Here is a 12,539-nt window from a genome sequence, read left to right as displayed (position 1 = left end):
CAACCTCAAGAATGCCATCACGGGGACTTACCACTCTTTCGATTTCGACAAGTATCCCCATCGTTATCTGGGTGAGTATCAGTACCGCTTTAACCGTCGTTTCGATCTTGCTGCTATGCTTCCCCGCCTCGCTGCTGCCGCTGCCCGGACTGGCAGCCGACCAGAGCGGTGGTTACGCCTAGCGGAAGATTGGCGCTAATCAGGAAAGCTTTTCGATGGCCTGTTGGGCATGGAAACAGAGGGTGTCTGTGGGTACTTCAATGGCTGCCCTGGGTATTTCCAGGGCAGCCAGGTAACTGCTGATATTCTGAAGGTCGTTGGCTGCTTTTCTCAGCCAGTGCCGTGCTATGTCGAGATTTGCCTCATCCATAGATGACTTTGCCGTCGTGAGTCGCCGAATAAACTACAGTTCCCGGAACGTCGCGGTACTTGGAAAATTCTTCCGGGGTATAAACGAAAGCATCGAGGGAGAAGCACCGATGGGGAAAGAGGCGTTTGAGCGCCACGTTTCTCTGATGATGGGACAAAGGCGATTCCATCACTACTAGAAGGTCGATGTCGCTCTCCTCGGTGGCTCGACCATCTGCATACGACCCGAAGAGGAAGATCCTTTGCGGACGCAGGCGCTCGATGATGGTATCCCGAAGGTTATCTATGTCCTGTGTCGTGAGCATACGCAGCATTACCTCTCAGCAGAAGTAATCCGCCCTTTCCTCTTGTACCCTCAGCCGACCGCAAAGGGCCTAGCGCAGCCCGAGGACGTCCTGCATGTCCCAGACGCCGGGTTTGGCGGTCACCACCCACTTGGCGGCGCGCACGCTCCCCCTGGAGAACATGTCGCGGGTGTGGGCGCGATGGGTGATTTCGACCCGCTCGCCCATGCCGATGAAGTAGACGGTGTGCTCGCCGACGATGTCGCCGCCGCGCACGGTCTGCATCCCGATCTCGTCATGGGTCCTTTCGCCGCAGATCCCCTCGCGGTGGTAGTTGGCCACCTTGTTGTAGTCGCGGCCGAGCGCGCTGGCCACCACCTCGCCCATCCTGACGGCGGTGCCGGAGGGGGAATCCTTCTTCATGCGGTGGTGGGCTTCCACGATCTCGACGTCGAAGTCCTCGCCGAGGATCTTGGCCACGTCGGCCAGCACCTTGAAGCAGACGTTGACCCCCACCGACATGTTGGGGGCGATGACCACCGGGACGTCTTTGGCCAATTCGGCGGCCAGGGCGCGCTCCTCCGGGGTGAAACCGGTGGAGCCGATCACGATGGATTTCTTGTTAAGTGCGCAGACTTCCAGGTTTTTGAGGGAGACCTTCGGGGTGGTGAAGTCGATCAGGACGTCGCACCCGGCTACGACGGCGTTGAGGTCGTCGCTGATGGCGACCCCGATGGCCCCGAGGCCGGCGTTGAAACCGGCATCCTGCCCCACCATCGGGTGGCCGGGACGCTCCAGGGCACCGGAAAGCTCGACACCGTCCGCCTCTTTGATGGCGGCGATGATCCTTCCCCCCATGCGGCCGGCTGCACCGCAGACAGCAATTTTAACCATGACTTTTCCCCTCTTAGATCAGGCCGTACTGCTTCATGATGGCCGAGAGCTTGGCGTTGCTCGCCTCGGTCAGCGGAGCCAGCGGCATACGCACCTCGGCGCTGATTTTGCCCATCAGGGAGAGAGCGGTCTTGACCGGCACGGGGTTACTCTCGATGAACATGGCGTTGGAGATCTTCAGAAGGTGCAGGTGCAGCCTCCTGGCCTCCTCCATGTTGCCGGCAAAGAAGGCGTCGACCAGCGAAGAGACCTCCTTCGGCATGATGTTGGCGGTCACCGAAATGACCCCTTTGGCGCCGGAAGCCATCATCGGAAGGGTGATGAAGTCGTCGCCGGAGAGGACGGTGATGTTGTCGCCGCAGAGATCCAGCACCTCGGAGGCCTGCTGCAGGGAGCCGGTGGCCTCCTTGATGGCTACGATGTTCTTGTGGGTGCACAGCCGGGCCACGGTCTCCGGAAGGAGATTGACGCCGGTCCTGCCCGGAACGTTGTAGAGGATCTGCGGAAGTTCCACGGCGTCGGCCACCGCCATGTAATGGCGGTAGAGGCCTTCCTGCGAAGGCTTGTTGTAGTACGGGGTGACCAGCAGGGCGCCGTCGGCGCCGAGCTCCTTGGCGTGCTGGGTCAGCTCGATCGCCTCGCGGGTGCTGTTGGAGCCGGTGCCGGCGATGACCGGAACGCGCTTGTTGACCTGGTTGACGACGATTTCGATCACGCGGTCGTGCTCGTCGTAGTCGAGGGTCGAGGCCTCGCCGGTGGTGCCGCAGGGGACAATGGCGTCAGTGCCGTTATCGATCTGGAAATCAACCAGCTGACGCAGCTTCTGCTCGTCGACCTCACCGTTGGTGAACGGGGTGACAATGGCTACGATACTTCCTTTAAACATGGGCTACCTCCTTATGGTGCCGCTAGTATGGTGAATGAATCACTTTGGGCCCGGGTCGGTGCCGAACTTCCTACTGAAATCCAACTCTTGCACGCTTTCCGACTCCCTTGGAGGGAGGGGTGAGGGGGTGGGGGAAGCCGCCACCAGGCGACGACGCCAGCCCCTCCCCTGAGCTCTCTACAGAAAGGACGGGATCTTCTCGCCCTTGACGAGGTCGGCCATGGTTTCACGCTCGCGGACGACTTCGAATTTGTCGCCGGAGACCATGACTTCGGCCACCCTCGGACGGCTGTTGTAGTTGCTGCTCATGGTGAAGCCATAGGCGCCTGCGGACATGAAGGCAATCAGGTCGCCCTGCTTGAAGTTCGGAATTTCGCGGTCTTTGACGAGGAAGTCGCCGGACTCGCAGATCGGGCCGACAATGTCGGCCACCAGCACGCCGTCCTGGTCCTTCACCACCGGTTTCACACCGTGGAAGGAGCCGTAGAGAGCCGGACGGGCCAGGTCATTCATGCCGGCGTCGACGATGACGAAGTTCTTTTCCTCGCCTTTCTTAGTGAAGAGGCACTTACCGACAAGAATGCCGGCGTTGCCTACAAGATTCCTCCCCGGCTCGAACAGCAGGTGCAGTCCAAGCTCCTTGGTTTCTTCGAGGATCGATGCGCCGTAAGCGGCCGGCAGCGGCGGTTCCTCATCGTTGTACTGGATGCCGAGACCGCCACCCAGGTCGAGGTATTTCAGGTCGATCCCCATATCGCGGAGGCCGGCCACCAGGCGCTTGAGCTTCTTGATGGCGTCGACGAAAGGGGAAACCTTGGTCAACTGGCTGCCGATGTGGCAGTCGATGCCGAGGATCTCTATGTTGGCCATCTTCTGCGCGCGGCCGTACTGCTCGAGGGCGCGCTCGATGTTGATGCCGAACTTGGCCTTCTTGAGGCCGGTGGTGATGTACGGGTGGGTCTCGGGGTCGACGTCCGGGTTGACCCTGATGGCGATGCCGGCCTTCTTGCCGATCCGCCCTGCCACCTCGTTGATGCGGTCGAGCTCCTGCTCCGACTCGATGTTGAAGAGGAGGATGCCGCTCTCGATGGCGTACTCGATCTCGTCGTCCCTTTTGCCGACGCCGGAGTAGACGACCTTCTTCGGATCGACACCGGCGGCCAGGGCGCGGTAGAGCTCACCGCCGGAGACGATGTCCACCCCGCCACCCAGCTTGACGAAGTTCTTCAGGACGGCCAGGTTGGAGTTGGCCTTGACGGAGTAGCAGATGGTGTGCGGCACAGAGGCAAAGGCGTCGTCCATGGCCTTGAAGTGACGGGCCAGGGTTGCCTGGGAGTAAACGTAGACCGGGCTCCCTACCTTGGCGACGATCTCCTTGAGCGAGACCTCTTCCGCGTAAAGCTCGTCACCCTTGTACTGAAAATGATGCATTGCTTCTTCCCCTTTCGAGCTATCTAAAATTTGGCGCGTAAACAATAAAAGTTTTTGTTTCTAACATAGAAACCGGTCGGTTGTCAAAAGTATTGCTCTTCCGTCCTAACGGCGTTTTGCTCGTTTCGCAGGTACCCGGCAGTCGCCGTTCGGTGAAATGGTCAGAGTCGGTTGATCGGTGCGATTTGCCTAAAAAATAGGCTTCCAAATTTGCCCTGTAGCGGCTTTTCTCAACCAAAGACAACCCGTGGGTTGATTTTTTGGCTCAATGGGAAATTTGAGACTGTTTCGGCAAAATTATGACCAGGTGGTTTTGCAGATTATAAATTTCTAACCAATTTTTGCCATCTTGCTTACATCGGACGGGCCGCGGGCCGCTTTAATGCCTGAATGCCCCCGGACCCTACCCTTTCCTGATCAGGACGAGACTGCGGTGCTCGTCCGAGCACGGGAGAGGGAACTCGATGACCTTTTCGATGCGAGCTCCCATCCTGGCGAGCTCGCCCTCACTGGCCGCAGCCTCCTCCGCTCCGTTGCGCCCCTTCATGGCCACGATGGTGCCGGTCTCCTTCAAGACCGGGAGAGCCATGGAGACGAACAACGGGATCTCCGAGAAGGCGCGGGAGACCACCCAGTCGAAAGCTCCGGCATAGTCGCCGTCCAGATCTTCGGCCCTGACATGAAGGGCCTCGAACCGCTCAAACTTCAGGAGGCGAGCCGCCTGCTTCTGAAAGCTGATCTTCTTCACCACCGAATCTACCGACAGCACATCCAGATCCGGGAGCGCGATCTTCGCCGGGATGCAGGGGAAGCCGCCGCCTGAACCGATATCGAGCAACTTCCCGCCCCCATTAACCACCTTCAGCAGGGTCAGCGAATCGACGAAATGCTTAACGGCGATCCCCTGGTCATCAAAAATGGCGGTGAGGTTGATCTTGCGGTTCCATTTTTTCAGCTCCTCCGCGAAGAGATCGAGGGCCGTGAGCTGAGCGGAGGAGAGGGAAATCCCCAGTTCGGCGATACCTTTGGCTAGGAGATCCTTGGCGCGCTTGTTCATTTCCCGCTCCTCGCCTTGAGCGCTATGGAAAGGATCGTTATCCCCGCGGGAGTAACGCCGGGAATGCGCGATGCCTGGCCAAGCGTGTCGGGACGGAACTTGGCGAGCTTTTCCCGTACCTCGGTGGAGAGACCCGAGATTCCCGAATAATCCATATCCGCGGGGATGGGGGTTCCTTCCAGCTTGGCGGAGCGGTCCACCTGCTCGAGCTGGCGGTCGATGTACCCCTTGTACTTGATCTGGATTTCCAGCTGTTCGCGGATGGTCTCGGGGAGCTCCATGATCTCCGGATAGATGCGGGCCAGCTCTTCGCAGGTGAAATCCGGACGGCGGAGAAGCTGTTCATAGCTGATCGCGTTCTGCATCCCGGCCAACTGCCACTCCTCCAGTAGCTCCTCACCGGCGGCGGACGGGCTCAGTCGCAGCTTGCCGAGACGCTCGAGCTCGCTCCCGACAAGTTCTTTCTTGGCGACAAAGTCGTTCCAGAGGTTGTCCGGCACCAGCCCGATAGCGTGCCCCTTCTCCCTCAGACGCAGATCCGCGTTGTCTTCGCGAAGGAGAAGCCGGTATTCGGCCCGGGAGGTGAACATGCGGTACGGCTCCTTGGTCCCCAAGGTCACCAGGTCGTCGATCATGACCCCGATGTAGGCCTCGCTGCGGCCGAGGACCAAGGGATCCTTTCCCTGGACCCTGAGAGCGGCGTTGATGCCAGCCATGAGCCCCTGCGCCGCGGCCTCCTCGTAACCGGAAGTCCCGTTGATCTGGCCCGCGTGATAGAGGTTTCGCACCAGCTTGGTTTCCAGGGATGCGTGCAGCTGGATCGGGTTCACGTAGTCGTACTCGATCGCGTAGGCGGGACGCATGATCTCGACGTTCTCCAGCCCCTCGATGCTCCGGTAGAAGGCCCACTGGATGTCGATGGGAAGCGAGGTGGACATGCCGCTCGGGTAGATCTCCACCGTGTCGCGGCCCTCCGGCTCCAGGAAGGTCTGGTGACGGTCTTTCTCCGGAAAACGCACCACCTTGTCCTCGATAGAGGGGCAGTAGCGGGGGCCGATACCTTCGATGATGCCCGCGTAGAGCGGGGAGCGGTCCAGGCCGCTCCTGATGATCTCGTGGGAGCGCGGGTTGGTGTAAGCGATGTGGCAGGGAACCTGCGGCTGTTCGATGGAGGTATTGGAAAACGAGAACGGGATCGGACGCTCGTCACCGTACTGCGGCTCCAGCCTCTTGAAATCGATGGTCCTGCCGTCGAGCCTTGCCGGGGTACCGGTCTTCAGCCGGCCGACCTCGAAACCGTAGGCGCCTAGGGAATCGGAGAGGCCGATGGAGGGGAGGTCCCCTGCCCTGCCGCCAGGATAATTCACCAGGCCGATGTGAATGAGGCCGCGCATGAAGGTACCGGTGGTGAGAACGACGGTCTTGCCGACATACCTGACGCCGCCGCGGGTGTCGACGCCGGCAATTACCCCATCCTCGATAAAAAGGGCGGTCGCCTCACCCTGCTTCAGGTCGAGGCCGTCCTGCTGCTCCATGACATGCTTCATCCGGAGCCGGTACTGCTGCTTGTCCGCCTGGGCGCGGGAGGCACGCACGGCCGGCCCCTTCTTGGTATTGAGGACGCGGAACTGAATGCCGGTGGCATCGATATTTCGCCCCATCTCGCCGCCAAGCGCGTCGATCTCCTTCACCAGGTGCCCCTTGGCCAGGCCACCGATTGCCGGATTGCAGGACATAAGGGCGATGGCATCCAGATTAATGGTTAGCATGAGGGTCGAGCTCCCCATGCGGGCAGCGGCCAGTGCCGCCTCACAACCGGCATGGCCGGCCCCCACCACAATCACATCGTATTGCTTGTCGTAGACTATCAAGTGCGCACTCCGAATTTTTACTTTAAGCACCCACCCCCACCCTTACCTCCCCTCAAAGGGGAGGGAGAGCTTTCAAAGGGGAATGATATTTGTGAAGCCTGGCGCAGACAGAATGTTTCACGTGAAACATAGCGGTCGCACCGTATCTATTCCACCGAGGTCCCCTTCCCTTCAAAGGAAGGGTCAGGATGAGGATGGGGTTCAAACCATCCCGAATGTTTCACGTGAAACATTTTCCTACTTCCCAATGCAGAAGCTGGAGAATATCCGATCCAACACGTCGTCGGCGGTGGTTTCACCAGTCACTTCACCGACGGCAGCCAGGGCGTCACGGAGATCGATGGCCAGAAGTTCCATCGTGAAACCGGCTTCCAGGTTGCCGACGAAGGTCTCCAGCGAGTAGCGGGCCTTCAGTAGCGCATCCCGGTGCCGGGCCTTGGAAACCGCCACGAATTCGCGGCCATCGACCGCCTTTCCGTGCATGAAAGCATCGGCAATGGCCTTCCTGAGCTCCGGGATACCACTACCGGTAGCGGTCGATATGTTCACCGCCACAGCATGTATGGAATCCGGCAGGACTGCAACGGTAGGAAGGTCCCCTTTATTGAGTACGACGATCTTCGGCTTCGAACCGACCGCTTCCAGGATGGCGGCATCCTCTTCGGTAAAGGAACCGGAGCCGTCCACCACGAAAAGTACCAGGTCGGCGGCCGGAATCCTTTCGAGGGTAAGTCTGACACCTTCCTTTTCGACCTGGTCCTCGGATTCCCGGATGCCGGCGGTATCGAGAAGCTTGACAGGAAGGCCGTTGAGGTTCACCACTTCCTCGATGAGATCCCTGGTGGTGCCGGGAACGGAGGTTACTATGGCGCGTTTCTCTTTGAGAAGGGTATTAAGCAGGCTCGACTTCCCGACGTTGGGCTTCCCGGCGATGACGACGGAGACCCCGTCACGGATCACCCTCCCCTCCTCGAACCCCGAGATCAAGGCATCGAGTTCGTCCAGGGCGGGCCGCACACGGGCCATCACATCGGTATCGACGGCCACATCGACGTCGTCCTCGGGGAAATCCACCAGCGCCTCCACATAGGCGAGCGCGTAAAGAATCCCCTCCTTCACCGTCTCGATCCGCTTGGACAGAAGACCTTCCCGCTGGTGCTGGGCCAGTGAGAGGGAGGCGTCCGTCTTGCTGGCGATGACGTCCATGATGGCTTCGGCCTGGACGAGATCGATCCTCCCATTGAGAAAGGCCCGCTTGGTGAACTCACCCGGTTCGGCGAGCCTGGCCCCCTCCCCCACCGCCAGCGACAGGATCTTGGAGACCACCAGGGTGCCGCCATGGCACTGGATCTCCACCACGTCCTCACGGGTGTAGGAATTGGGCGCCTTCATGTACACCGCCATCGACTCGTCAAGCACCTCGCCGGTGGAGGGAACCACTATCTCGCCATAAGAAAAACGGTGGCTTTTTAGGCCACCGTTGGACTTCGCTTTGAATATTGTCTGGGCGATCTCAAGGGAGGAAGGGCCACTGATCCTGACTATCCCGATCCCACCCTCTCCTACCGGAGTGCTTATTGCAGCTATCGTGTCACGCACATACATGCTAACCGCCTACCTTTGCCCGTATCCCTTTCCACCGGAAGTGGGTCCCCCCCTTATCAAAGAGGGGACAGGGGGGATCTGCCTTCGCCTATCGGCTACGCGTTCACCGTCTTGTTGATGTAGTACTGCTGGGCGATGGTGAGCACGTTGTTCACCAGCCAGTAGATGACCAGACCGGACGGGAAGTTCAGGAACATGAAAGTGAACACCACCGGCAGCGCCAGCATCATCTTGGCCTGCACCGGGTCCATGTTGGTCGGGGTCATTTTCTGCTGGATGAACATGGTGACCCCCATGATGATCGGGGTGACCATGTACGGGTCCTTGGCGGAAAGGTCGGTAATCCAGAAGTAGAACGGTGCGTGCCGAAGCTCGATGGAATACATGAGCGCACGGTAGAGACCGAAGAACACCGGGATCTGGATGACCATCGGGAGGCAGCCACCCATCGGGTTAACCTTGTGAGTCCGGTACAGTTCCATCACCGCCTTGTTCATGGCATCGCGATCGTTCTTGTACTTCTCTTTCAGCTCGTTCATCTTCGGCTGAAGCTTCTGCATATCCTTCATCGACTTATAGCTCTTATGGGTGAGCGGGAAGAAGAGGAGCTTCAGGATGAAGGTGATGATGATGATGGCCAGGCCGTAGTTCCCGACGTACTTATAAAGGAACTTGAGCGCATAGACCAGCGGCTTGGCGATCGGGCCGAACCAACCGTAATCGATGGCTTCGTCGAGGCGATGCCCCTGGGCTTTGAGGATATCGAGGTCCTTAGGTCCAAAGTAGAGGGTGTAGTTGACAGAGCCAGCCTGCCCCGGGGCTACCGATACGGTAGGCGAAGTGATATCGCGGACGAGGCTGTCGCCAGTCGGATGAGTGATCTTCACATTGGCGATGCTGCCGTTGTCGGCAATCACCGCGTCCATGAAGTACTTCTCGGAGAAGGCGGACCAGATGACACCGTTACTGAACTGAAGCGGATTCTTCTGAACTTTGTCGAGCTTTTCGGACTGAACCTTGTTGTCAGCAAGAGTGAAGGGACCGTAGACCTCGTAGCGGCTCTCACCTTTGTGGGCGATGACCCGGTCGTTGGCCAGCAGGTGAATGGTGCCGTCGATCTTGGCGGCTCCGGCGTTCTGGACTTCCTCGCTCAGGCCGATGTGGTAGACATTGCCGCCAAAGCTGTAGACCTTGCGGAAATGGACCCCCTGGGGAGTGACGGTGGTGAACTCGAGAGTTCCCTTGGCGCCGTCGGTAAGCTTGAGATCGTTGCCGGTGCTGCCATAGACGGTCTGGGGGGTGATCCCGAACTCGCGGGAATCGGAGAGCGAGGTGTACCGGTCGGGGGTGGTCTCGTTGACCAGCACGATGTCCTTGCCGTTAGGGTCGAGGGTCTCCTTGTACTTCTTCAGCACGAGTTTCTTGAGGCCGGCACCCTGGGTGGAGAAGACCGCCGTATAGAGGTCGGTGTCGACGGTGATGTCGCGCGCGATGGCGGAGCCCTGCGGAGCCGCCGGCATGGCAGCGGCGGGAGTGGCCGCCTGGGCTACCGGAGCGGCAGGGGCTGCGGGGGCACCGGCTTTGGGGGCCGAAACGGCAGCCGGCTGGTTGCCGGCGGGGACCGCGGCCTTGGGCGCGGGGAACATCACGGAGTAGACATACAAGACCGCGATGGAGAGCAGTATCGCAACAACGACTCTTTTTTCCATTAAGTTCTCCTGAAGGGACTACTTGACCGGATCATAACCGCCCGGGTGGAATGGATGACAACGCAGAATCCGGGCGACCGTGAGCCAGAGCCCTTTGAGTGGACCGTATTTTTCTAATGCTTGTAGAGAGTAAGACGAACAGGAGGGGTAGAAACGGCAGGAAGAGGCCTTGAACGGGGATATGTACCTCTGATAGAGAACAACCAAGCCTATGAGAATCTTAGTTAGCATGTCTTTTACGCAGCCGCCCGAAGGCGGCTGCTAACTCGTCCGAGACCTGGTGATAGTCAAGCACGTCTGCCCCTTTTTTGGCAACAATGTTAATGTCGGCCTGCAGGAAAAGAGACTTGTTCTGCCTGTAGAACTCCCGAAGTCTTCTTTTGATCCAGTTGCGAACGACGGCGGTCCCGACCTTCTTGCTTACCGTGAAGCCCACCCGGGTGCCCTCCCCCTTTTCCTTCCAGAGCAGAAGAAAATGGGGAGTGTGCAGTTTCGAGGCACCCTGGTTGAACTGGAGAAACTCGGGACGTCGGCGCAGCCGTTCCGCTTTGGGAAAAGACGATCCGGACAAGAAAAGACGTTACTTGGTGGCGATGCCCACGGCGAGCCGCTTGCGCCCTTTGGCCCTTCTCCTCTTGATCACGAGGCGGCCGTTTTTGGTGGACATGCGGACCAGGAAGCCGTGGGTCCTTTTGCGGGAGGTATTGCTGGGCTGGAACGTTCTTTTCATCTCTATGACTCCTTAAGGGTGGTAATATTCAGTGATTTTAAAGGCAAGTAGTGAACTTAAACACAAAGAGCTACCCATGTCAAGGTGTTTTTCCCTGGCCAAGTTTTGCCTTGCAAAATAGGGGTGTCAATGCTAGTCTGCCGCTGCTATAAATTAGCACTGTTTTATCCTGTGTAAAACCTCATAAGCACCTGAAATCCTCGCCGATATTTATTTTCAACAGCTGTTGATAAGACTGTGCAAAACAGCTACCCAAAAAAGGTTTCTCTCCATGGAAAATGTTTGGCTAGAAGCCCTGGCAAATCTTAAGAAAGTACTCACCGGACAAACCTATACCACCTGGATCGACCCCATGAAGTACATGGGTGCCACCGACGACACCATAGTCCTGGAAGTACCGAGTTCCTTCTTTCAAAAGTGGGTCACCGACAAGTACCTCCCGATGATCAAGGAGTCTATCTCCGCGGTGACTGCCACCGACTACCAGATAGAGTTCCACATCGCCGAGTCCAAGCCGGAAGCCAAGACGGCACCCAAGGTCGAGAAGGAAGCCAAGGCCGCCAGGGAAAGAGTTAAGGACAAGGAGGCCGAAAAGGTCAAGGAGCTCGACAAGAAGCCCGACCTCGCCGGCAACCTCAATCTCAAGTACACCTTCGAATCGTTCGTCTGCGGCCCGAGCAACCAGTTCGCCTACGCCGCCTCCCAGGCGGTCGCCAACAAGCCGGCCACCAACTACAACCCGCTCTTCATCTACGGAGGGGTCGGTCTCGGCAAGACCCACCTGGTCAACGCCATCGGCAACGACATCCTTGCCAAGAACCCCAAGGCCAAGATCTGCTACTACTCGTCCGAGAAGTTCATGAACGAGATGATCAACTCGCTCCGCTATAAGAAGATGGACGAGTTCAGGAACAAGTTCCGCAAGATGGACCTGCTCCTCATCGACGACATCCAGTTCATGGCCGGCAAGGAGGCGACCCAGGAGGAGTTTTTCCACACCTTCAACGCCCTCTACGAGTCCCACAAGCAGATCGTGGTCACCTCGGACAAGTTCCCCAAGGACATCCCCGGCCTCGAGGAGCGCCTGAGGTCCCGTTTCGAGTGGGGGCTGATCGCCGACATCCAGCCTCCCGGGGTGGAGACCAAGGTCGCCATCCTCAAGAAGAAGTCCGACATGCACCAGGTTAACCTCCCGGACGACGTCGCCCTCTTCCTGGCCGAAGGGGCCACCAGCAACATCCGCGAACTCGAGGGGATGCTCATCCGCCTGGAGGCCTTCGCGAGCCTCACCGGCCAGGCCATCACCCTCTCCATGGCCCGCGAGGTCATGAAGGACATCATCGTCGAGAAGACCAAGGACATCACCGTCGAGATGATCCAGAAGATGGTGGCCGAGCACTTCCGCATAAAGGTGTCCGAGCTCAAGTCGGACAAGCGCCTCAAGACCCTGGTGGTTCCCCGCCAGATCGCCATCTTCATCTGCCGCGAGCTCACCAAGGCCTCCTACCCGGAGATCGGGGAGAAGTTCGGCGGCAAGGACCACTCCACCATCATCCATTCGGTGAAGAAGGTGGAGAAGCAGATGGCGGCCGACGCCGATTTCAAGGCGACTGTGGAAGACATCAAGAAAAAGTTGTTTATGTAGCACGGGATAAGTGTGGATAACTCGGCCCGAGAAAGGCTTCGACCCTCCACCTGTGCAG

At 58.7% G+C, this 12,539-nt stretch carries 13 protein-coding genes; 2 read left to right on the top strand and 11 right to left on the bottom strand.

Going from position 1 to position 12,539, the window contains the following annotated elements; translation table 11 throughout:
• A partial coding sequence (locus ACYVL5_RS19155; protein WP_460597181.1) for a transposase occupies positions 1 to 199 on the top strand: 199 nt, incomplete at its 5' end.
• A gap of 163 nt (positions 200 to 362) precedes the next feature.
• On the opposite strand, the gene ACYVL5_RS19150 is transcribed toward ACYVL5_RS19155, so the two are convergent.
• From ACYVL5_RS19150 to rpmH, 11 genes are all read right to left on the bottom strand, one after another.
• Positions 363 to 683, bottom strand: a complete 321-nt coding sequence (locus ACYVL5_RS19150; RefSeq protein WP_460597180.1) for a nucleotidyltransferase domain-containing protein — start codon at positions 681 to 683, stop codon at positions 363 to 365.
• Positions 684 to 743: 60 nt separating this feature from the next.
• Positions 744 to 1,547 carry a 4-hydroxy-tetrahydrodipicolinate reductase gene (gene dapB, locus ACYVL5_RS19145; protein ID WP_460597179.1) on the bottom strand — a complete coding sequence of 268 codons (804 nt, stop codon included), beginning with the start codon at positions 1,545 to 1,547 and terminating at the stop codon, positions 744 to 746.
• Between the two features lie 13 nt (positions 1,548 to 1,560).
• Positions 1,561 to 2,433 (bottom strand): 4-hydroxy-tetrahydrodipicolinate synthase family protein, encoded by an 873-nt coding sequence (gene dapA / locus ACYVL5_RS19140; RefSeq protein WP_460597178.1) that lies wholly within the window; start codon positions 2,431 to 2,433, stop codon positions 1,561 to 1,563.
• 177 nt (positions 2,434 to 2,610) lie between these two features.
• Positions 2,611 to 3,864 (bottom strand): diaminopimelate decarboxylase family protein, encoded by a 1,254-nt coding sequence (gene lysA, locus ACYVL5_RS19135; RefSeq protein WP_460597177.1) that lies wholly within the window; start codon positions 3,862 to 3,864, stop codon positions 2,611 to 2,613.
• Positions 3,865 to 4,267: 403 nt separating this feature from the next.
• Positions 4,268 to 4,921 (bottom strand): 16S rRNA (guanine(527)-N(7))-methyltransferase RsmG, encoded by a 654-nt coding sequence (gene rsmG / locus ACYVL5_RS19130; RefSeq protein WP_460597176.1) that lies wholly within the window; start codon positions 4,919 to 4,921, stop codon positions 4,268 to 4,270.
• Entirely contained in the window at positions 4,918 to 6,792 is a 1,875-nt protein-coding gene (mnmG, locus tag ACYVL5_RS19125) for a tRNA uridine-5-carboxymethylaminomethyl modification enzyme MnmG/GidA (RefSeq protein WP_460597175.1), read from the bottom strand. The genes rsmG and mnmG overlap by 4 nt, the downstream gene beginning before the upstream one ends.
• A gap of 237 nt (positions 6,793 to 7,029) precedes the next feature.
• A complete protein-coding gene (gene mnmE, locus ACYVL5_RS19120) occupies positions 7,030 to 8,397 on the bottom strand; it encodes a tRNA modification GTPase (protein WP_460597174.1) in 1,368 nt (455 codons plus the stop codon).
• Between the two features lie 95 nt (positions 8,398 to 8,492).
• Positions 8,493 to 10,106, bottom strand: a complete 1,614-nt coding sequence (gene yidC, locus ACYVL5_RS19115; RefSeq protein ID WP_460597173.1) for a membrane protein insertase YidC — start codon at positions 10,104 to 10,106, stop codon at positions 8,493 to 8,495.
• A gap of 18 nt (positions 10,107 to 10,124) precedes the next feature.
• Positions 10,125 to 10,337, bottom strand: a complete 213-nt coding sequence (yidD, locus tag ACYVL5_RS19110) for a membrane protein insertion efficiency factor YidD (protein ID WP_460597172.1) — start codon at positions 10,335 to 10,337, stop codon at positions 10,125 to 10,127.
• Positions 10,327 to 10,677 (bottom strand): ribonuclease P protein component, encoded by a 351-nt coding sequence (rnpA, locus tag ACYVL5_RS19105; protein WP_460597171.1) that lies wholly within the window; start codon positions 10,675 to 10,677, stop codon positions 10,327 to 10,329. Before rnpA ends, yidD begins: the two co-directional genes overlap by 11 nt.
• Positions 10,678 to 10,686: 9 nt before the next feature.
• A complete protein-coding gene (gene rpmH / locus ACYVL5_RS19100) occupies positions 10,687 to 10,836 on the bottom strand; it encodes a 50S ribosomal protein L34 (RefSeq protein WP_183360100.1) in 150 nt (49 codons plus the stop codon).
• A gap of 271 nt (positions 10,837 to 11,107) precedes the next feature.
• Between rpmH and dnaA the strand changes: the two genes are divergently transcribed.
• Positions 11,108 to 12,481 carry a chromosomal replication initiator protein DnaA gene (dnaA, locus tag ACYVL5_RS19095; RefSeq protein WP_460597170.1) on the top strand — a complete coding sequence of 458 codons (1,374 nt, stop codon included), beginning with the start codon at positions 11,108 to 11,110 and terminating at the stop codon, positions 12,479 to 12,481.
• Positions 12,482 to 12,539 lie beyond the last annotated feature (58 nt).

The sequence above is a fragment of the Geomonas sp. Red276 genome, from assembly GCF_054784495.1.
Note: the sequence above shows the minus strand (reverse complement) of the source record. Positions and strands in the feature narration are given on the sequence as shown.